Source organism: Pseudomonas sp. GW101-3H06, from assembly GCF_059424605.1.
In genome coordinates this window covers 5,033,030-5,054,404 of the sequence record NZ_JBWKZO010000001.1, presented here as the reverse complement: position 1 = coordinate 5,054,404, position 21,375 = coordinate 5,033,030, and the positions used below count along the sequence as shown (strand labels likewise).

Here is a 21,375-nt window from a genome sequence, read left to right as displayed (position 1 = left end):
GCTTGTTGATTCCTGGCGCTCACTATAGATTGGCGTTCACGCACTCAATATTGGCGTTTATCCAAGTGATCAATGCAGTGGCGCACTATCGACTGGACTATCCGGACCTGGCCCTGATCCTTGCGCTGGTTCGGGGCGGCTCGCTGGCCCGGGCTTCGCAGCTGATGAAGGTGGATGTCTCTACGGTGTTTCGGGCCGTGCGTCGGTTGGAAGCCGCATTGGGTCAGCCGTTGTTCGAAAAAAGCCGCGCCGGCTACCTGCCCACCACCTTGGCGCAGTCGTTGGCCGAGCAGGCTGAGCGGGCCGAACAGGCCTTGGAGGCGGCGCGCATCGGCGTGGAGCAGGGTGGCGAAGTCATCAGCGGCACCGTGCGCCTGACTTGCACCGATTCGGTCCTGCAAGGTTTGCTGTTGCCGGCGCTGGCGCAGTTCATGCCCAACTACCCGGCGCTGACCCTTGAACTCAGCACCTCCAATGACTTTGCCAACCTCAGTCGCCGCGACGCTGACATCGCCCTGCGCCTGACCCGCACGCCACCCGAGCATCTGGTGGGGCGACGATTGGCGGACATTGCGTACCGGGTGTGTGCCAGTGAGGGTTATCTGCAATCAGTCGATGCCGGAGACCTTGCTGCATTGACCTGGATTGCCCCCGACGACTTCCTGCCGGATCACCCGACGGTGACCTGGCGCCGTCAAGCGCTGCCGGGCGTGATGCCGGGCTATCGCTGCAACAGCATGCTGTCCGTCACGGAACTGGTTCGAGCGGGATTGGGCGTGGCGGCGTTGCCGGACTTTTTGATCGGGGACGGATTGCAGCCACTGGGCGAGCCCCTTCAGGGTTACGGCACGGCGCTGTGGCTGCTGACCCGCCCGGATTGCCGAGCCTTGCGCTCGGTGGTGACCTTGTTTGATGAGTTGGGGCGTGCGCTGAAGTTGCCGTAAAGTTGCAGCGACAGTTTCATCCTGAAACACATTGCGGTGATCGATTTGGGGCTATCGGCCTGATCGACATTGTCATTTATGGCACCTGATAACAGGCCAGAAACATATCCAGTGCCGACTCCACCACAGTGCCCTGCATCTCGGCCGACAAGCCGGGCATACCCATGGAAATCTGCGGCCAGAACGCGAAGGACTTGAGCAGGCCGTGGACTTGCTGTGCGGCAAAGTCGGGGGCGACCGCTTTCACGCGACCATCGGCCTGGGCGGAGCGAATCCACAGGGTCAAACCCTCTTCATGCTCACCCATGCGCGTCACCATGCTCTGCGCGCGTTCCGGGGAATGGATAGCCGCTGCAATAGCCACCCGCGCCAGGTCGAGGAAATTGCCATCGCTCAACATTTGCATCTTTGCCGCCAGTATCGGGCGTAACTGATCACGTAGCGGCAAGTCTGGGCGGTAGGGCGTTTCCTGCTCTGCCGTCACCCGCGCCCATAGTTGATTAAGGATCTCGGCGAACAACTCTTCTTTGCTGGGGAAGTGGTTGTACACCGTGCGCTTCGACACGCCAGCGGTGGCGGCAATCTTGTCCATGCTGGTGATCTCGAAACCGTTGGCCCGGAATTCGGCGATGGCCGCCTGAATGATGGCTTCACGTTTTCGGTCGGTCAGGCGCTGGGGAGCTGTCATAAATGCGGCTTCGGCAGAATGAAGGGGAAATTACACTCGGTAGTTTACTTGCGATCAGCTTTGATGCAACCTAGAAACTACACTGTGCAGTGTAATGTATTGTTAATCCTGCACGGTCATAAATAGAGTGTTCGGCTGATGCGTGCGTGCCTTGGCCATTTATCGTCCCAAACGAGTTATTTCAGTCATGGCCAACTCAACTTCCCCGGCGGATATCGCCGACACCGCTGACGCTTCCCGTCAGACACAAGGGCAATACCGCAACCATGCACCGTTCAAGCGCGAGGGCTTTCGCAAGACCCTGCGCATTCTCTGGAACGTCATCTTCCACAAACCGCGCGATACACGCCCGAGCGCACCGGTCCCGGTACAAACTCTGACGCAGGCGGCGCTGATCGCTGCGCCGAACCACAGCGTCTATCGCCTCGGACATTCCACGGTATTGCTCAAGCTGCGGGACAAGTTCTGGATCACCGACCCGGTCTTCGCCGAACGTGCCTCGCCGGTGCAGTGGGCCGGTCCCAAACGCTTTCACCAGCCGCCGATCAGCCTGGAGCAATTGCCGCCGATTGAAGCAGTGATCCTGTCCCACGATCATTACGATCACCTGGATTATCAGGCGGTGTTGAAACTTGCCGACAAGACCCGTTATTTCCTTGCCCCGCTGGGCGTGGGCGACACCCTGATCAAATGGGGAGTCGACGCCAGCAAGGTCCGGCAACTGGACTGGTGGGAAGGCACCGAGGTCGAAGGCATTCGCTTTATCGCCACACCGTCGCAACACTTTTCCGGGCGCGGCCTGTTCGACGGCAACAGCACCCTCTGGGCCTCATGGGTGATGATCGATGGCAACACGCGCATCTTCTTCAGTGGCGACAGCGGCTACTTCGACGGCTTCAAACGCATCGGCGAACAACACGGCCCGTTCGACCTGACCCTGATGGAAACCGGCGCCTACAACGTCGAGTGGCCGCACGTGCACATGCAACCGGAACAAACCCTGCAGGCCCACCTTGACCTCAAAGGTCGCTGGCTGTTGCCGATTCACAACGGCACCTTCGACCTGTCGATGCACGCCTGGTACGAACCTTTCGACCGTATCCTGGCCCTGGCCTGGGAGCGCAGCGTTTCGATTACCACGCCACAGATGGGCGAGGCCTTTAACCTGATGCATCCGCAGCGGGGTGGAGCCTGGTGGCTGGAGGTTGAACAGCAGATGTTCGAGGATCAACAAAGCGTCGGGTAGGGCGACTACAAACAGAGGCGAACATTCGCACGAGAAGCTGTGAGCCGTGATGACGGACAATTTCGGCCGCTTCTGTAGGCTCAATAGCGGATGAAATCATTCATCCGCCATCAGTCAGAAGGATTTTTACATGGACGTAACGTTAAACGGCTGCATGAAGCGGCTGGCCGCAATTGCCCTGTTTTCAATGGCGGCAAGCGTCGCTAGCGCGCAGACCTCCGCGCCCGAGACCGGGCTGGAGTACTTGAGTGTCGATGAAATCAACCAATGGATGGATCGCGGCCAGCTGAATTCCGTGATGCTGGTCCGGCATTTGTTGGCACGGATCGACAAGCTGGATAAAAACGGGCCGGCGATCAATGCGATCATCGAGCTCAATCCTGAGGCGTTGGCCATGGCCGAGGCGCTGGACCGGGAGCGAAAGGGTGGTTACACCCGAGGTCCGCTGCATGGCATTCCGGTATTGCTCAAGGACAATATCGATACCTCCGATCAAATGCAGACCAGTGCCGGCTCGCTGGCCATGGTCGGTGAACCCGCTGCGCAGGACGCCTTTATCGTGCAACGCCTCAGGGCGGCCGGCGCGGTGATTCTTGGAAAAACCAATCTCAGTGAATGGGCAAATTTTCGCGACCTCGATCTCCCCAGCGGCTGGAGTGGGCGGGGCGGGCAAACCAAAAATCCGCACGTGCTCAGTGGCGATCCCTGTGGTTCCAGTTCCGGCTCCGCCGCAGCCGTCGCGGCAGGTTTTGCACCCCTGAGCGTCGGAACGGAAACGTCTGGCTCGATCAGCTGCCCGGCGTCCATGAATGGTGTGGTGGGCATCAAACCCACGGTGGGACTGTTAAGCCGCAGCGGCATCATCCCGGTGACTCAAAAACTGGACACGCCCGGGCCGATGGCGCGCACGGTTCGCGACGCGGCACTCCTGCTCAATGCCATGGTGGGCAACGATGTCGCGGATCCGATCCAAAAGCCGCATAACCTGGAAACGGTGGATTTCACCACGTTGTTGCGTCCCGACGCACTGGTCGGACGGCGAATCGGCTACCCCGCGAAATTTGATCGCGGTAATTTGCCGCTTCTGACCGATCCGCAGTTTTCCCAAGCGTTGGAACTCATGCAGGCAGCAGGTGCAACCTTGATCCCCGTTGAACTGAGTGACCCGCTTTCGGAGCAGGTAGAGGAAGCACTGCAAATGGGCATCAAGCGCGAGTTGCCTCGTTACCTGGCAACTCGAACCGGCGTTCCCGCCCAGACACTGGACGATCTGTTGCTGTTCAATGCCGGCAGCGTCGAAAGTCAGAAGCAGAACACCTTGATGGCGGCCAGCAAAATTGCCTTCGACGAGCAAACCTACAATCAGCTCTGGAAGAAAATTCAAAGCGAAAACGCCGCCGCCATCGATCAGTTGCTAACAACCCATCAACTGGACGCCCTCGTATCAGACGTCGAATCACCCGCCATGAACGTCGTACCGCTGGCGGGTTATCCCGGCATCATGGTGCCTTCGGGAATAGACGATGACGGCGTACCTACTTCGGTCTACTTCTTCGGGCCTCGCTGGAGCGATGCCAGGCTTCTGGCTTTGGCGTATGGTTATGAACAGGTCTCCCATGCGCGGCGGGCGCCTGTGTTCAAACCGTAGTGATTGCGTGAAAGTGGGGGATGCGAAGGCGATCGTACTGTAGGAGCGAGCTTGCTCGCGATTGACTCAAGGGCACCGCGTTTTGCCAGTCAATACGCGTCACTGTTAACGACCATCGCGAGCAAGCTCGCTCCTACAATCGATCCCTCGTCAATTAACGCACCAACTCACTCAACCATCGCAAAATCCGCCCGCCCCACGGGATTCGGCGTCGACCCTTTCACATTCATCCCACGCCCCGGCGCAAACCCCGGGAAGAACACCAGCCCCTCCGACTCAAACCGATATGCCAAGGCCAACCGGGTGACATCCAGCACCTCACGCCTGGCCTCGAATCGCTGAATGGCCTCCACCGAAACCCCGGCTTCCCGAGACAATTCCTCCACACTCCAACCCAGCATCGCTCGGGCCTGGGCGCAATGGGCCGGGGTGAATTGGAAAAGGGCGATACGCTCCAGGGTGATTTTCATCGCTTGAGAGGCCATGGTGTTCTCCGGGCTCGAGAGAGTTGATCAAAATATACTGTGTTTTTGTACAGTTGTTTTGAGCGCGGATCAAATTGATTTTTTGATTTGTGCGACTTTGTCCCGTTCAGCCAGACGGACGGTGCTGATCGAAAAATGTCACTGGGTACGAGCGTAAGTTCGGGGCTAAGCTTTCATGCCTGTCTGGGCGTCAGTCGTCGCGCGACATCGCTCAAAACCCGGTAAAGGAGGTTGTCTTGTCGATATCAGAAAGCGACTGGAAGAAGTACAAAGGGCTTTACGAACTTGCGCTGGAGCGCTTTTGCCAAAGCGTTCTGGTAAACGCCCAAACCATCGCTCAGAACGATGCCTTATCGGCACACGCTCGATACCTTACCCTCTATCGCCTCATGCGAAATCGGGACAAGGATCTGGCGATGGCATTCGACGGTTTTCGTCGTTCGGGGGCATCATTGTCTTTAAGATTGATGATCGCGTACGACCTGCTTAGCGAAGAAGAACTGTCGGTCCTGAGTGAGGAGTTGCGTGAAAGAATTTCTGACGCCGTACGCCAGCCTTATGAAATCGAATGGGCCAAGGACTGATAGCATTTTTCTAGCATCTACCAGAGAACCAGGATGTTGATCTTCAATTGCACCGAAGCCGCCAGCAACTTTTTCAGCCGTGTCCACAAGGGCAAGAAAATCACCCCTGTGGAAAAACCACCAACGCCCACCATTGAAGACGATGTGCATGTTGAGTCAGCCGAACAGTGGCTGGTCCACGCCATCAGCGTTCAACGCAAACACGTGCTGTTCGTCATCCATGTGCAAACCCGGTATTGCATGATTTTCGCGGGCGCGAAAAAGGCCGATGTGGAGGGCTTTGTTAAACGCTTTACTGATCGCTGGCTTAATGGAGTGATGCGTGATGCGATGAACCACGACGCTTTGCAATGGATCGCTCCTGACGTCATGCAGGAGCGATTCGACGAAGGCTGTCATGACTATCAGTTGTACAAGCGCGGTCACCGTAGCGCGCAAGGCCATATCAAAGAAATCGCCTGGATCTTTGAGGACTACGCGGCTGAGTGGGGATGTTTGCCACCTGATGAAATCATGGCGAGCCGCTTTGATGCCAGGATCAATGGCTTCGTCAGGGGCAACAATAGCGTCAAAGGTTATGCCTTGCCGGATGAAGAAATGATGGCTCACTGGCTACGCCAGTATTGCGGTCTTGATGAGTCCGGCGTTCAGAAAGCCCGCAACCGACGTCAAGAAGTCAGGCGAGAAATCCGGGCGTTCGAAGAGGCTGACGCGAGTCATTGATTCGAGTCACTTCCCCTCCAGCCCCGGCGCCTCCCGCACAATAAAGTGATCCAGATTCTCAATGTCGGCACTGAACACCCCAAACGTCTGCTCGGGGTTTTTCTTGCTCGGCACCTGCTTCAAGGCCGGCGTCACCCCATAAAAGAAGCAGTACAACTCACGCCCACTCTCGATGGCATGCTTGATCTCCTCCAGAAACGCCTTGCGCTTGCGGTAGCTGTCGATCAGCTTCTTGCTCAGGTAAACGTTGACCGAATACGGCTTCTTCTCGAACCAGACCTTCTTCTCGAAGTCGATGCGAAAGCTCTGGGTGTAGTCCTTGATCTCCTTGACCTTGCCCCAGTAAATCAGCCCCTTGTTGTCCTGCAGATACTCGATCTTCTTGAAAAACGCCCCGTAGGTCGCCGCATGTTCACCGATCTTCAGTGGCATGCGCTTGAGCAACTCCTTGTCCTCGAAATTCGAGACAAAACACTCGACGGGATGGGCGAAGACGTGGGTCTTGTCCGGTGCCGAATCCTGGGTTGAAGGCTCGACGCCACTGTCCGCTGAAGACCTAATCGTCTCATCTCTCACAACCTCCGCCACCCCCTTCGGACTGTGCGGCTTGCGCACATACTGACGCCGCGTCAGCAACAACTCCGACGGAAAATGCTCCTCACGACCGTCATCCGCGTCGGCCTCCACACCCGACGCAGGAGCCTTCAGACTCACATAAGGACAACCCTCGACATGCCGCGTACTCGGCAGATTCTTGAAATGCGGCGTGCGCACGTAATTCACATTCTTGGCGTTGAATGTCCCCAACCCATTCGCCGCATCAAACGCCAAACGACAGGCATCGTTGGGGCACTGGAAATGCTCCTGGGCGGAATCGAACGCCAAGGTTTCGTCGAAATTGAGATCGCGCACGTCATAAATCGACAGTTTGGTGTCGAGGCTGAGGCAGTAGGCGAGGTCGAATTTCATGGGGGCTCGGGTCCGTGAGAGGGAAGGGTATTAATAGCGGGAGGCGAGACCGGTTGCACTCACTGTTTTCAACACCCCACAAAATCAACGGCAACCCACCAAACCTGTGGGAGCGAGCCTGCTCGCGAATCCCGAAATCCCCACAGCCATCAAGCCAACCACCCACCTGTGGCGAGGGGATTCATCCCCGCTGGGTTGCGAAGCGACCCCAAAACCAGCTAACGCGGTAAATCAGGCAGACCGCGTTGCGCGGATTGGCGACGGCTGCGCAGTCGAGCGGGACGGTGCGGTGTTCCGACATGCTCCCTCGCCACAGGTTTTTGTTCAACTCACTCACTCGGAATCATTTCAGTTATCGACTATCACTACAGGTTAAAAACAGAGTTAGGTTGTGTGGGAATGATATGGCGCAAATCTTCTCGATTTCGCTGATTTGTTTTTTCGTCAACTTGTAGTCGTACACATAATTTTCTTCACTTTTCCAGCCCATTAATGCAGCTAGCTCGTCGCTGGGAATGGGGAGCGTTTTTTCATATGACGCGAAATCATCCCCATCGCGTACTCCCATTATTGTGTGCTTCAAGGCTCTATACTCCGTGTCGGATCTGCAGGTTTTGTTTGAATTCCTGAGTTATGGTCGAACTCTCCTAAGTGTTTCCCACGTTTGTTGTATTTCTCCACTGCGCCATGCTGAAAGTCCCATTCGTAAATTGTTCCAGTACCATCCTTCCAACGAGGGCGGAGACCGCCACCCTTCATACGTGTTTTGGGTGGGGCCCATTTTGCACCTGGGAATGCGGGTAATAGGTCCGGTTTAGGGTGGTATTTATGAGAAACACTCACCACAACATAAACCGGCCTCACCCCCGACCCCACCGGAAACACAAGAATGAAATCCTTGTACTCAGGCGGATAAATCGGATTCACGATGATGGCGTCAGCCTGTTTCGTCGGCGGGAAAACCCAGATATGCGGCGCCTGCGGGGCAGCCTCCAGTTTGGGAATGCCGAGGATGTCGGAGCCGTCGACGGCTGGGGTCCAGATCAGTTCGATACCTTCACCGAGATCGGCGACGTACTGGCTGCCGCGCGAAGCGATCTGCACGACATCGACCATCTCCCAATCGCGATTGTTGCCGGTGTAGAAGCCGTAGCCCTTGAGGCTGCCATCAGCCTGTTGCTCGATTTGCAGGCGCACGCGGGTGCGGGCTTGTTTGAGGGCGCGCAGTTGGTCTTCGGAATAGAGGGCGCTGTCGCCCAGGCTGGGCGACCAGAACACGGCGACCAGACCGGTCAATGCAGCGCTTGCAACCGCACCCACGGCTGGCAGAGTGCGTAAAACTGGCTTGCGCAGTTCGAGTCGCCCAACACCAAGCGAAAGAGTGGCGCCGCTGATCGTTTCCAGATTCAGCAGCCCGTCATCGTCTGCCTCACGAGCGCCGAGCCAGGCGATTTCACCGTAATCCTCAAGGCTGTCGGTGGGCACCATCCCCGAAGGATTCGAGTAGTTGATGACCGCGTCCGGCAGCTTGCAGGATTTGGCGAAGACGCAGCCCACTTGAACAGCTTCTTGTTCGACCTCGACGATCTGGCGCTTGCGCATGTATGCGTCTTGCCTGGCGAGCATGGCCTCGTAGTCTTGTTGCCGGGCCTCGCGCTCGGCCAGTTCGTTGGCCGTCATGTAGCGGTAGGTGACGTGATGACCGTCACCGGAGGGCGGGTTTCTGACGAGGGGAATGTCCTTGTTACGAGCCACTGACTGTCCTTGTGTGTTCATCCATCGACAGCCCCAGATAAGGGCTGCGCGACGTTAACGAGCGGGACAGTTTGTGGCTGTAGGGCGGTTCTTTAATGACCGTAGGGGTTGTCTCGAATGCTCAGGATGGCAGTACAGAGCTTGTACAGCTCGCCGCTTCTTCAGCTAGCTTGGCTAAATCGGTGGAGGTGCCATATGACTGAACGAATACAAGTAAACATGCACGAGGCAAAATCCCAGCTCTCTCGACTTGCTGAGCGTGCAGGGCATGGCAACAAAGTTGTGATTACCAAGGCTGGCAAGCCTTATGTGGATCTACTGCCTCATGTTGATGTACCTAGGGCGCGCAAGCCTGGGCGGTTGAAGGGGAATATTCGGATGTCTGCGGATTTCGACAAGCCCCCTGAAGACATCATTGATGGATTCGAGGACAGTCTGTAACTCCGCCACAGAAGTCCTGTGGTCGCGATTCCCAAGAACAACTAGTACTCAAGCCAGATACTCAGATTGTGGCGAGGGAGCTTGCTCCCGTTGGGCTGCGAAGCAGCCCCAAAAACCACACTAAGCGGAACATCAGGCAAACCCACGCGTGCATCCTGAATGCTTGTACCCAGAAACAAAAAATCCGCTGCCGATTTCTCAAGCAGCGGGTTTTAGTAGTGGCGAGCAGTCAGTACCCACGCATCACTCGTGATGCCTTCCGCCACCAAGATTCATGCCGATTAAAAGGATCATCCGCCAACACGCACGGCATATCCCGCAACCGAATCCACGGTTCATCCTGCCAATGCAGCATGCAGAGCGACATCTTCGGCCAATCAAGGACACTCAGCGTCGGGCGTTCCACCATGCGCGACGGCTGCGCATCACGCAGCGCTGGCACCACCTGATGAGTCAGCCACTCCCGCAGTAATCGATTCTCAGGGCAGTAGTGATAAATCAACAACGCATACGCGCCTGACTCGCTCACCATCAAGCGCTCTTTCGCTGCGCCATAGACTTCGACGAACATCATTTGCCTCTGGTCCGCATCAAGCTTTCGTGTCATGCGTTCATCAAGGTGTTTGCCCATCAGCCGTCCTAAATCATGCGCGCCGAACCACGCCTGGTTTTCCAAAAGAAGAGCATGCAGGTGGACGTTGTGACGAGTGAAACGGGTAGGTCTGAGCGATTCAAGCATGGCGCGCCTCCTGGAGCGGAAGCGCGTGGTTGGATCTGTGGGTACGGCGATTTACCTTCATCGTGAAGGTCGAATGGTCAGGCATTTCCTTTACCTCTGGCTGCTTTCTTAGGGCATTCGTTAAGGGTGTCGGGAGCTAAGAAACCCACCAGAGACGGGCCGGACATATTCCCCTTTCGGGTCTTGTATTCGCCCACTCCCGACATAACGGGACTTTTTCGCAGACGTAGGAAAACCGCAGACGAAAAAAAGCCGCATGACTGTCGGGTGCGGAGGACCGCTCTGGTTGGGGCGTTTCTTAGGCGCCGGATTGAAAGACTATGGGGTCAAAGCAATATGGTCAACCCAATAAAAACGATCATCGACTGCCTGGCCAAAGCGTGTAGGCCTAAGCCTCGGCACCGACTGCAATGCGGATTTCATTGCGTAAGACTTCTCTGTCTTTAGTGTGACATTCCCAAACAATCACCACTTTCCACCCGAGTGCGTGTAGTGCCTGCTGAGCGGTCAGATCCCTTTCAACATTTTTCGCGAGTTTAGGCAGCCAAAAGTCCTGCCTACTCTTGGGCGTATACGCATATTTGCAGTCAGGATGTCTGTGCCAAAAGCAGCCGTGGACGAATATGCACAATCGGTATTTGGGGAACACCAAGTCAGGTTTTCCGGGGAGATCCTTCCTATGCAAGCGATAGCGAAGTCCCATTTCATGACACACCGATCGCACGACCATTTCAGGTTTCGTATTCTTGCCTTTGATCATCGACATGATCTTGGAGCGATGTTCTGGGGAAACGATGTCTGCACTCAATACATGAATCCTAGCTTGTCCATTGACTTGGTCTTTTTCGGGGCTTCGTCATTCGATTCTAGCTTTTTATTCGCCGAAGCTCGCTCGCAGCACTAGCTCACGATGATCTCGTGCTGCGTCCGGATTCATGTGCACGATGCGTTAACTTTTCCTACGCGACGATGCCGACACGCATTGCGCTCACTCGGAGCTTTCTTGAGTCGCGGTCAGTTTTTTATCCTGTACTCCGCTGTTTCTTTACGTGCTTCTGACAAGTAGATATTGTGAATGGCATTGCGCCACTGCAAGCCTTGATGACATATCAACATAATTGATTCTCAAGGATTGACATACAATCATCTTGTCATTATGGGGTAGGCCAGCTTTGAGGTTGGCTATTTATTAGCAAGACTGAGAGGACTGAAACATGGACAAGGTCTGGCCCCTGAAAATAGATGATCGCAGCCAACTCATTTCTCGAATCATTGCTGCCGAAGCGATCTGTAACGCTTACGCATGCATAGGTGGGGCGTTCCGTGGCTAAGCTGAACCCCTTGCTTCGCATGGCAACCATTGCTGGTGTCGAGGTCGCAGTCAAACTCCACATTGCGCGGGGCGACGACCTCAACGCCCGAGATGGTGGCGGTGTTACTCCTCTGATGCTGGCCTCTGCCCGAAAGAAAAAGGGCATTGTGCAGTTGCTTCTGGCTGCAGGTGCAAAACCTGAGCTTCTCGACCCCGAAGGCAGAAACGCTCTCCAATACGCGGAGATGGGAAAGTGTGCCCAATGCATCGCTTTATTGAGAGAGGCTCTTAGTTTTTCTAGGCTGGTAAATGAAAGCGACGTAAACGATGTAGATCCGTCTCAGACTGACGTGCAGGCAGTGGGGGCTTTTCACCCCGTCTTCGCGAGAGAATCGTCGTGTCAAGACGAGGAGGATGAAAAGGCTGAGGTGGCGCCTCAGGTTGATGAAGTCGTTATCTCCGCCGCCCGCCCGGTGCCTGGCCCCGCTGTATGCGATGAGCGTCCTTGCCTCCGAACTGACGAGCATATAGTTGAGAATGGCGAAGCAGCGTCGCACTCAAATTCAATTGATTTAGACGATGAGCCTCTCGATGTCGGATTCGAAGACGACTGGGTTGCAGAGTCCGAAGCGATTGCGCCAAAGGGGGACATGACAGTAGCTGGAGATATCAGTGCGCTTCAAGGAGCTATAGGTCAGCACAAGGCGATTGATACCGATGTGGAATGGGACGATATCGATCTGTTTCTTCCAGAAAGGGCGCTTCCGTTAGCGAACGATGATGGCGAGGGCATCCGTGGATTGCTCTTCCGGGGATTACGCGAAGGTACCGTATCCGAGACAGCTCTTATCGATCTATGTCGAGATGTGGGCAGCGCCCGCAATGAAGATGCTGAACGTCTTCTGACTATAATTTTGGGCGATCTCAGCATTGTGATCGATGAATGGACAGGGTTGGCTGAGCAATCGGATCTTCTTGAGCCAACGACAGACGAAGAACTCAGGCTATCAGAAGCCTTGGAGTTCGTAGAAGACCTCGCATCAGGTCGCAACGAGCCGCTGAGGTTCTATGTAAAGGGGTTGAAAAAAGACCTGCTTCTGGCAGCAGAGGAAATAGCTTTAGGCAAGGAAATGGAGAATGCGCGGAGGCAGGCGCTGGATGCGTTGTCGCGCTGGCCCTTGGGCCTCGGAGCCGTTTTTGAAGCAGCCGACAAAGTAGCATGTGGGGAAGCTAGCCATGAGGAGTTCACCTCTCGAGACGATCTTCTCGGCGAAAGTGAGGGTACCGAGAGCGCAGCTGAAACATCTTCCGGTGAGGAAGTTGAGCACGAAGACGAGGAGACCGGACTCGATTCGCTCGCAGCAACCTTTGTCTCTGCAGTTTCAACTGCACGCTCTGCTGGTGATGACTTTTTGAAAGTCCGCGATGCGCTCGCCGCTGCCAATCTTTCCAGAGTCTTTCTCATCGAGCTTTCGATGAAAGCAGATTGTGACTTGTCAGGTGCAGACTTCTCTTCTGCAATTGGACGCCAGGAAGCTGCACGGGAAAGGATGATTCTTTCCAACCTTCGCTTGGTGCTTTCTATAGCTAATAAGTATCGATGGTCTGCGCTTCCTTTCGACGATCTTGTGCAGGAAGGCAATATAGGTCTGATGAGGGCAGTTGAACGTTTCGACTGGCGAAAAGGGTTTAGGTTTTCGACTTATGCAACATGGTGGATTCGCCAGCAAATTACGCGCGCAATTGCAAATCAAGAACGAGCAGTCCGTGTTCCCGTTCATATGCAAGATCTCGCAAGGAATATTTTACGCGAACGGGATAAGTTCGAGTTTCAGATGGGGGGCTCTGAAAGCGAGCGCGAGACATCCCATCGAACAGGCATAGGCCTCGATAAGCTCAAGCTTCTTTTGACCGTATTCGAGAAGGTCAGCAGTTTGGACGAACCCTTTGAAGGCTCCACAGCTTCCTTGCTGGATATTCTTTTGGAGGAGGAACCATCAGACCCAGCGATTGCTGCAGAAAATGCTTCTTTACGGGCTATTTTGTTAGACATGCTTGGTGAACTTGACGAACGTGCAGCCAAGATAATCACTCTCCGTTTTGGCTTGGGCCACGATGACGCGATGACCTTGGAAGAGGTTGGATCTCTATTCGACGTTACTCGTGAGCGTATTCGACAAATCGAGTCGAAGGCACTGAAAAAACTATGCCATCCGATAAGAATGGAAAAGTTAGTTTTGTATGTGGGCGACTACTTCGAGATGAAACAGTCCCTTTCTTTAGGGGGGCAGCCGGAAGCAGACACAACTGAGCGTGCCAAGCGCGACGGTAAACGTGAGCATCGTCAATCGCTTGCTGAGGAGGGAGGAGTCGTTCCTCAAGTCCAAGATGAGCCTGCTTTGTCCGAGTCTCTGGCGGAGACAAATGTCCTTCCTCACGAGCGGCGTTTATTCGATCTTCTCGATGAGGCTAGGGCTCTTGGCCTTAGTGTTGAAGAGCAACCTTCTGGTGATGGGAGAATTCACGTATTGCTGCCATCACAGCCGGATGCTCAGGTTCGTAAAGTAGCCCGCCGGATGGTTGATATTGGTTTCACACTTCTTTCTGGAACTACTTACGTAAAATGAATGAGCGTACCAGGTATGCCCCGCCGCGAGCCGGCGCGATGCTGGAAGCCCTACGTGGCCTCGGATACTCGACCTCCGCAGCTTTAGCTGATGTGATTGACAATGGTGTTTCCGCCGGAGCGTCAGAAATACATGTAACGTTCGCATGGGACGGCGAGAAAAGTCGAATTTCCATCTTGGACAACGGGCGAGGCATGGACGATGCCGAGTTAGAGGCAGCAATGACTCTCGGTGCTAAGAGTCCCCTTGATGAGCGTGCGGCTAATGATCTTGGCCGATTTGGGATGGGCTTGAAAACTGCGTCCTTCTCTCAGTGCCGCTGTCTCACTGTTGCATCTAGGCGGATGAATGGTCCGGTGTCCTGTCTGCGTTGGGATCTCGATGCTATAGCTGCATCAACGGACATTGGATGGAGGATGTTTGAGGGGGCAGCTCATGGCTCCGAAGACTTCATTGAGCCGGCCGAAGCACTTCATTGCGGAACAATAGTCCTTTGGGAAAAGTTGGATCGAATCGTCACGGCTGGCTATAACCCTGATCACTTTGCTGACTTGATAGACGATGTTGAGCTACGTTTGGCAATGGTCTTCCATCGCCTATTAGAAGGGCCGAGCCCGGTTTTTCGCCTGTTCCTCAACGGCAAGATCGTTAGTCCATGGGACCCCTTTATGACAGGGCACCCTGCGAAGCCGTGGCATTCGCCAGTAGCCAGAATCATTACCTCATCAGGCCTTGTGGAGGCTCAATGCCACGTTTTACCCCATAAAGATCGGCTTTCTGAAGAGGAGTTTCGTAAGTCGGGTGGGGCAGACGGTTGGACCTCTCAACAAGGATTTTACGTATATCGGAATCATCGTTTACTTCTGGCAGGCGGTTGGCTTGGGATTGGGCAGGGGCGTGCATGGAACAGAGAGGAGCCTCATCGGCTTGCGAGGATTAGACTAGACATCCCAAATACAGCCGATTCCGATTGGAAGATCGACGTAAAGAAGTCCACCGCCCGTCCTCCCGTAACAGTGCGGCCATGGCTTACGAAATTGGCTGAGGATACGAGAGAAAGAGCCAGAAGAGTCTTTGCTTTTCGGGGCACGCCAATGCCTGGGCCAGGAGGGCTCAAGATTGAGCATCAGGCATGGCGTGTCGATAGGCTAAAAGATGGTGTTCGCTACCGCATTGACGAGAGACATCCGGCGGTGACAGCGGTGATTGAGGCTGTTGGCGGCAATGCAAGTCTTGTTCGGGCCATGCTACGGGTCGTCGAGGAAACTGTGCCTGTACAGCGGATATGGCTTGATACAGCCGAGAACAAAGAAACTCCTCGTACCGGTTTCGAGGGGGAGCCCAACGCGGCCGTAGTTGAGGTTGCAGGCGTTCTATTTAATGACTTGATCGAACGCAAGGGGTTAAGCGTCGAAGAAGCTCGAAAATCGATGCTCAGAACCGAGCCATTTCAAAAATACCCAACATTGATTGCCAAGTTAGGGGAAAGCTAATGACCTCAGCGGAAGAGATAGCTGCGCAAGTAGAGCTACTGGAAAATGTTATTGCTACTGCTCAGCGGTTGGTGAAAACCGAGAAGGATAAGTCCAAAATTACCCCGACCCTCATTGCCGAGAAGGTCCGGCTTGCGACGGAAATGTTCTCTGGCGATTCAGCTTATATAGTTGACCAGGGAAAGGCGGTAGCCACGCTTATCCAGCGCTTCAGCCACTGGATTGGCAAATCGACCACATTAAAAGACAACGCAGGCCACTTTGACTGGCTTACTTCCTCGCGCAAAAGAGATTGGCAATACTGGCGTCGTTACGAGGATTTTTTGGAGTCCAAGCTCTCCGACACGGTGGTTGAAGGGATTGATGAGGCCACGGATGACATCCTGGGTCTGTTGGAAGACCCACAGCGTGGAGACGACTGGGATCGCAGAGGACTTGTGGTCGGTCATGTGCAGTCAGGGAAAACCAGTAACTACTCTGGACTCATTTGTAAGGCGGCCGATGCGGGATACAAAATAATCATCGTGCTCGCGGGAATGCACAACAACCTGCGTTCGCAAACCCAAATGCGGCTAGAGGAAAGCTTTTTAGGCTACGAGACTACCATTGACCGGGATCCGGGCATGCCCATTGGCGTAGCTGAATTCGGCGAAGACCTTAAGACGAACTCTGCAACCACGCGTGCGGAAAACGGCGACTTTAACAATGCTATCGCTAGACACTTCCACGGCATCTCTCCTGAGGAGCGGCCATGGCTTTTTGTAGTTAAGAAGCAGAAGACTGTCTTAACTGCCCTGTTGGATTGGATACAAAGACGAGTTGCCGATAGCACAGATGCGAGTGATGGACGAAGGCTCGTCACAAAGCTACCTCTACTGATGATTGACGATGAAGCAGATAATGCGTCGGTCGATACAGGTGAGCAGATGTTCAACGACGACGGAACGCCGGACGAGGAGCATCAACCTAAAACTATTAATCGCCTCATCCGCCAGTTACTGCATGCGTTCTCACGCAAGGCCTATGTCGGATATACGGCCACGCCTTTTGCAAATATCTTCATTCATCATAAAGGCGCGACCGCTAATGAAGGACCGGACCTGTTCCCTAGGTCTTTCATAATTAATCTTGCCGCCCCTTCCAACTATGTGGGCCCTGCCCGCATGTTCGGCAAGATGACAGAGGACGGACGCAAGGGCGCGCTTCCCCTCTCCCGGAGCATTGCAGATCACTATGATGCCGAGCTGGATTCAGGATGGATGCCGCCCAAGCACAAAAAGACTCACGTCCCGACCTACAAGGGAGAGGAGATCATTCCGCCTTCCCTGAATGAGGCAATATGCGCATTCGTACTGGCTTGTGCGGTACGAGAGCTACGCGGCCAGGATGGTCAGCACAATTCTATGCTGGTTCACGTCACGCGCTACGTAGATGTGCAAAACCATGTTCGTGAGCAGATTGAGGCCGCCGTGCGTCGCATGCGCCAGAGGATTACTCGCGGCGTTGATGCCGAAGTGCAGTTAGAGCAGTTGCGCAAACTCTGGGATGAAGATTTTCTTCCCATCCGCGACCAAGTGGCACAGCTCTCTCCAGTCGAGGACCGTCCGCCAACAATGCCAAGTTGGGATGATATCCTTGCAATATTGCCTGATGTGCTGGATGACATTGAGGTCCGCTCGATCAACGGCACCGCTAAGGACGCGCTAGATTATGCGACACCCGGCGCGGTACTCAAAGTGATTGCAGTTGGGGGAGATAAGCTTGCTCGTGGTCTGACGCTGGAGGGGCTATGTGTAAGCTACTTTGTGCGTACGACCAAGATGTACGACACGCTCATGCAAATGGGCCGCTGGTTCGGCTATCGTCCCGGCTACCTTGATCTGTGCCGTCTCTACACTTCTCCTGATCTGGTGAAGTGGTTCGGTCACATTGCCGATGCTTCGGAGGAACTTCGGGAGGAGTTCGACTTTATGGCCGAAGCGAAGCTGACGCCGGAGCAGTACGGACTCAAGGTGATGTCGCATGAGGTGCTTACTGTCACCTCTCCGTTGAAAATGAGAAACGCGCAGACGCTCTCGTTGACGTATAGCGGGACTCGACCACAGACCATCCTATTTCATCGTGACGCCAAGGTTCAGCAACAGAATCTCGATGCTACCGATTCTCTAATCGGGTCACTCGGCAATTCATGGGAGAGTTCGCCGAAGCATGTTCGCGATGGTGATCCAGACTCATGGCCGAATGGACGTCTCTGGAAAGACGTTAGCGTATCCAAGGTTCTAACGTTCCTTAGCGCATACACGACGCACCCGAATGCCACCAGTGCCAAGTCTGTCTTGCTATCGGAGTTCATAAACAAGATGGTCAGCACCGGGCAATTGACGAAGTGGAGCGTCGCTCTTCTCGGCGGTGGTAATGGCGTTGGTGATCCGCACGTATTCCCCGGCGGCGAACCTTCGGATAGTTATTCGGTTCGCAAGACTGAGGACTCTGTCGATCCTGAGAGGGTTGATCCAAAGAGTTTCGCCATTGGTGTACTCACCGACCCCAAAGACGAAGGTATTGACCTAAACGATGACGTTTGGCGAGAGGCATTGGCTCTTACTCGTGCGGCTTGGAAACCTGAACCCTCGCGCGGCCGGACCTCTTCGCCGAACTTTCCGAGTGGCAAGGGTATTCGCGAAATTCGTGGAAGGCTCGGTGGGGACGCCGACCGTGGTTTGCTTTTGCTCTACCCGCTAACACCGTACTTTTACAAAGAAAATAGGCCTGAACGACTAATCGTCCCAGGGTGGAGCAAACCCATTATGGCCTTCGCTATCGCGTTCCCCAGCAGTGAAAACCCAATTAGCGTGGAATACGAAGTTAACCTCCTCTACTGGATGCAAGAATATGGTCCGTCCGAATGAAGAGTTCATGCTGGCTTGGTCGTCGCTTTCCGGAAACGACACCATACCAGGCTGGCAGGTTATTTCCCTAGCACCTGCTGGAACTGTCGAAGTGCAGGCAGGACGGCGCTCACCGGCCAACGTGGAGGCGATATTGTTTTGCTTCCCGACTGCTAAGCTAGCCCGCACGGAAAAATTGCCTGAGGGGCAGGGCTTCTTGATCGAGAGAGCCGAAGAAGTAAATTCTGGAGGGCTCACGTTAGCGCTCACCCGGCAAGAAGCTGGAAGTATTGAGCTTTTCGCTGCGATGGTTTGCGATGTCGTTGGCGCTCTAGACGAGACTGCATCTACTGGCGTTGACGAAAACAAGTTGTTGCGGGTCTTAATAGGGCGAGTAATTGCTTGGAAGCAGTTCATGTCGCGTGGTGCGAATCCGCTCAGTCTCGAAGCAGAGCTGGGTTTGATAGGCGAGCTCAACTTTATGATTGCTCTTCTGGAGTCAGGAGTTCCCGCCGGGGAGGTAATCAGAGGCTGGGTAGGACCAGATGACGCTCCGCAAGATTTCCTTTTGGGAGACGGTGCGGTTGAAGTTAAGGCAACGATGTCCACGTCTGGCTTCCCTGTGAAAATAACTTCCCTTGAGCAGTTGGATGACTCCGTAGCTTCTCCTCTCTTTCTCGCTGCCGAGCGTTTTTCTCGTGAAGAGTGTGGGCATACTCTTCCCGAGTTGGTTGCGAAAACCGAACTACGTCTAGATGGTGAACCTGGGGCTGTCAACTTTCTTAGAGAGAGGCTCATGGTTGCTGGTTACTTTGAAGGTCACTCAAGCCACTACACCCGAAAATTCGAATCGAAGGAGAAGCGCGTTTTCTCTATATCCGAAGGCTTCCCGAGGTTAACGCCAGGAACTGTTCCCGCTGGAGTGATTCGGACCCTTTATGAAATCAATCTGGACCACGCCAGAGAGTTCCTCTCGGACCTCGACGCGGCTCTGAAACAATTAGGAGTAACTGGATGACGATTGATGATTTTTTCGCAGAGACTAGGAGCGAGATAGCGGTCCAGATGTCTGATGGAGCCACATTTGGTGAGCTTGTTTTTTCCGAAGTGGTGATGCAGCACCTCGTTGATGCTGGAATGACTTTCGATCCAGTTGTCTGCCATTTTCAGGGAAAAGTCGGTAACGCGAATCTCCGCTTAAGTGGCTATGCGATGTCAGAAGACGCTGACCAGCTTGACCTTTTCGTAAGTCTTTACGAAGGCTTCGAAAGCCTGAGCCCGATTCCCGATCAAGATATCAAGACGGCAGCTGCCCAATGCGTTCGTTTCTTGGAGCTTTGTGCGGCAGGGCGCATTGCAGAAAAGCTGGATCCATCAAGTGATGTCCATTCCCTTGCACTAACGATTCGAGAAATTTACGACGGGCTTGAACAGGTTCGTGTTTATGTACTTACGGACGGTATAGCGAAGTCGAAAAGTTTCCGATCTCGAGACGTTGGCGGAAAGCTTGTGAAACTTGAGGTTATGGATATGGAGAGGCTTTACCGCCATCGTTCTGAAGGTAAGCCTCGTGATGAACTGGTCATTGACTTCAATGAGGTGTCCGGTTCCCCGCTTCCATGCGTTTTTGTGCCTGGTGAGACAGGAGATTATGACTACGCACTTACCGCGATCCCTGGTGAAGCTCTTCGTTTTGTTTATGAAAAATTTGGCCCTCGGCTACTCGAGGCTAATGTGCGCTCTTTCTTAAGCGTGAAGGCGAAAGGTGTGAATGCGGGCTTACAGAATACCTTGCGGAATGCTCCCGAACGATTCATGGCTTACAACAACGGAATTGTATTAGTCGCCGATGAGATGCGGTTGGATCGCGCCGTAGATGGATCACCGGGCATAGCTTGGTTACGTGGCATGCAAATTGTCAACGGCGGCCAAACCACCGCGTCCATTTTCTTTGCTAAGAAGAAGTATTCAGATACGGATTTGAGCAAGGTTCGCGTCCCAGCAAAAATCATCGTTATGAAAGAGCAGGATCCTGCAAAAGAAGAGGCGCTCGTCTCCGACATATCGCGTTATGCCAACAGTCAAAATGCGGTCCGGCAATCAGATCTGTCAGCAAACAAGCCATTTCATGTTGATATTGAGCGGCTATCGCTTTCGGTCTATTGCCCTGATGGTACGGGGCGATGGTTTTACGAGAGGGCTGCGGGTAGTTACAACACTCTACTCTCTCGTGAAGGTGTCACTCCAGCTAAGCTTCGGGCCCTCAGGGAGTCTGTGCCAACCTCGAGAAAAATAACAAAGACTGAGTTGGCGAAGTACTCCACTGCGTGGGATGGCCAAGCTGATATTGTGAGCCTTGGTGCTCAGAAATGCTTTGATCGGTTCATGTCAGGTATGACTGACGTCGAAGCTAAGGGCACAACTTTTACCCCGGATGTCGCTTATTTCAAGGGCATTGTCTCGAAAGCTTTGCTGTTCAAGGCAGTCCACAAGACTGCGCGACCAATAGTACCTGCCTTTCTCGCGAACGTTGCGGCTTACACTGTTGCATTAATTTCTCAAACCTATGGTAAGACCTTTAACCACGAGCGTGTCTGGAGTAGGCAGGGCATTTCTCCTCAGCTTGTCAAGCAGATCGAAATTTGGGCTCGGGAAATCAATGATCGTCTTCATGAAACTGCAAATGGCAAGATGATTTCTGAATGGGCAAAGCGCCCAGAATGCCTAGAGGCTATGTTCTCTAAACCGTTCTCTTCTCCCTTGGCAGATATTCCTGAGGCGCTCTGACATCGATGACCCAGATTGAAAGCGCAAATCTATTGCCTCAGGCTTT

The 21,375-nt window shown here is 54.2% G+C and carries 17 protein-coding genes; 11 read left to right on the top strand and 6 right to left on the bottom strand.

Annotation, left to right across the window (positions count from 1 at the left end; translation table 11 throughout):
• Nucleotides 1-2 precede the first annotated feature (2 nt).
• Nucleotides 3-944, top strand: a complete 942-nt coding sequence (locus AC07ZE_RS23110) for a LysR family transcriptional regulator (RefSeq protein WP_207267877.1) — start codon at nt 3-5, stop codon at nt 942-944.
• 76 nt (nt 945-1,020) lie between these two features.
• On the opposite strand, the gene AC07ZE_RS23105 is transcribed toward AC07ZE_RS23110, so the two are convergent.
• Nucleotides 1,021-1,632 carry a TetR/AcrR family transcriptional regulator gene (locus AC07ZE_RS23105; protein WP_207266762.1) on the bottom strand — a complete coding sequence of 204 codons (612 nt, stop codon included), beginning with the start codon at nt 1,630-1,632 and terminating at the stop codon, nt 1,021-1,023.
• Nucleotides 1,633-1,819: 187 nt separating this feature from the next.
• Between AC07ZE_RS23105 and AC07ZE_RS23100 the strand changes: the two genes are divergently transcribed.
• Both AC07ZE_RS23100 and AC07ZE_RS23095 read left to right on the top strand, forming a co-directional pair.
• Entirely contained in the window at nt 1,820-2,878 is a 1,059-nt protein-coding gene (locus AC07ZE_RS23100; RefSeq protein ID WP_207266761.1) for an MBL fold metallo-hydrolase, read from the top strand.
• Nucleotides 2,879-3,008: 130 nt separating this feature from the next.
• Entirely contained in the window at nt 3,009-4,526 is a 1,518-nt protein-coding gene (locus tag AC07ZE_RS23095; protein ID WP_207266760.1) for an amidase family protein, read from the top strand.
• 167 nt (nt 4,527-4,693) lie between these two features.
• Here the strand turns inward: AC07ZE_RS23095 and AC07ZE_RS23090 are convergent, their stop codons facing one another.
• Complete coding sequence (locus tag AC07ZE_RS23090; RefSeq protein WP_207266759.1) at nt 4,694-5,011, bottom strand: helix-turn-helix domain-containing protein; 318 nt, start codon at nt 5,009-5,011, stop codon at nt 4,694-4,696.
• Nucleotides 5,012-5,247: 236 nt separating this feature from the next.
• On the opposite strand from AC07ZE_RS23090, the gene AC07ZE_RS23085 reads away from it, so the two are divergent.
• Together AC07ZE_RS23085 and AC07ZE_RS23080 are read left to right on the top strand one after the other, a co-directional pair.
• The gene (locus tag AC07ZE_RS23085; protein ID WP_207266758.1) at nt 5,248-5,595 is read left to right on the top strand and encodes a hypothetical protein; all 348 of its coding nucleotides are present in this window, start codon (nt 5,248-5,250) and stop codon (nt 5,593-5,595) included.
• Between the two features lie 33 nt (nt 5,596-5,628).
• On the top strand, nt 5,629-6,318 hold the full coding sequence (locus tag AC07ZE_RS23080; protein WP_207266757.1) for a DUF6933 domain-containing protein: 690 nt from the start codon (nt 5,629-5,631) through the stop codon (nt 6,316-6,318).
• A gap of 6 nt (nt 6,319-6,324) precedes the next feature.
• On the opposite strand, the gene AC07ZE_RS23075 is transcribed toward AC07ZE_RS23080, so the two are convergent.
• Nucleotides 6,325-7,287, bottom strand: coding sequence for a hypothetical protein (locus AC07ZE_RS23075; protein WP_207266756.1), 963 nt, complete (start codon nt 7,285-7,287; stop codon nt 6,325-6,327).
• Between the two features lie 579 nt (nt 7,288-7,866).
• Nucleotides 7,867-9,042, bottom strand: coding sequence for a colicin E3/pyocin S6 family cytotoxin (locus AC07ZE_RS23070; protein WP_207266755.1), 1,176 nt, complete (start codon nt 9,040-9,042; stop codon nt 7,867-7,869).
• Nucleotides 9,043-9,237: 195 nt separating this feature from the next.
• On the opposite strand from AC07ZE_RS23070, the gene AC07ZE_RS23065 reads away from it, so the two are divergent.
• On the top strand, nt 9,238-9,483 hold the full coding sequence (locus AC07ZE_RS23065) for a type II toxin-antitoxin system Phd/YefM family antitoxin (RefSeq protein WP_207266754.1): 246 nt from the start codon (nt 9,238-9,240) through the stop codon (nt 9,481-9,483).
• A gap of 229 nt (nt 9,484-9,712) precedes the next feature.
• Here the strand turns inward: AC07ZE_RS23065 and AC07ZE_RS23060 are convergent, their stop codons facing one another.
• Both AC07ZE_RS23060 and AC07ZE_RS23055 read right to left on the bottom strand, forming a co-directional pair.
• A complete protein-coding gene (locus AC07ZE_RS23060) occupies nt 9,713-10,222 on the bottom strand; it encodes a BRO-N domain-containing protein (protein WP_207266753.1) in 510 nt (169 codons plus the stop codon).
• Nucleotides 10,223-10,610: 388 nt separating this feature from the next.
• On the bottom strand, nt 10,611-11,030 hold the full coding sequence (locus tag AC07ZE_RS23055; protein WP_207266752.1) for a very short patch repair endonuclease: 420 nt from the start codon (nt 11,028-11,030) through the stop codon (nt 10,611-10,613).
• A gap of 515 nt (nt 11,031-11,545) precedes the next feature.
• Here AC07ZE_RS23055 and AC07ZE_RS23050 point away from each other — a divergent pair.
• Genes AC07ZE_RS23050 through AC07ZE_RS23030 form a run of 5 tightly spaced genes read left to right on the top strand, consistent with a single transcriptional unit; the run spans nt 11,546 to nt 21,329 of the window.
• Entirely contained in the window at nt 11,546-14,161 is a 2,616-nt protein-coding gene (locus tag AC07ZE_RS23050) for a sigma-70 family RNA polymerase sigma factor (protein ID WP_207266751.1), read from the top strand.
• Nucleotides 14,158-15,654, top strand: coding sequence for an ATP-binding protein (locus AC07ZE_RS23045; RefSeq protein WP_259331993.1), 1,497 nt, complete (start codon nt 14,158-14,160; stop codon nt 15,652-15,654). Before AC07ZE_RS23050 ends, AC07ZE_RS23045 begins: the two co-directional genes overlap by 4 nt.
• A complete protein-coding gene (locus AC07ZE_RS23040) occupies nt 15,654-18,563 on the top strand; it encodes a Z1 domain-containing protein (RefSeq protein WP_207266750.1) in 2,910 nt (969 codons plus the stop codon). Before AC07ZE_RS23045 ends, AC07ZE_RS23040 begins: the two co-directional genes overlap by 1 nt.
• Nucleotides 18,547-19,560 carry a PD-(D/E)XK motif protein gene (locus tag AC07ZE_RS23035; protein ID WP_207266749.1) on the top strand — a complete coding sequence of 338 codons (1,014 nt, stop codon included), beginning with the start codon at nt 18,547-18,549 and terminating at the stop codon, nt 19,558-19,560. Before AC07ZE_RS23040 ends, AC07ZE_RS23035 begins: the two co-directional genes overlap by 17 nt.
• Nucleotides 19,557-21,329 carry an AIPR family protein gene (locus tag AC07ZE_RS23030; RefSeq protein ID WP_207266748.1) on the top strand — a complete coding sequence of 591 codons (1,773 nt, stop codon included), beginning with the start codon at nt 19,557-19,559 and terminating at the stop codon, nt 21,327-21,329. The genes AC07ZE_RS23035 and AC07ZE_RS23030 overlap by 4 nt, the downstream gene beginning before the upstream one ends.
• Nucleotides 21,330-21,375: the final 46 nt, after the last annotated feature.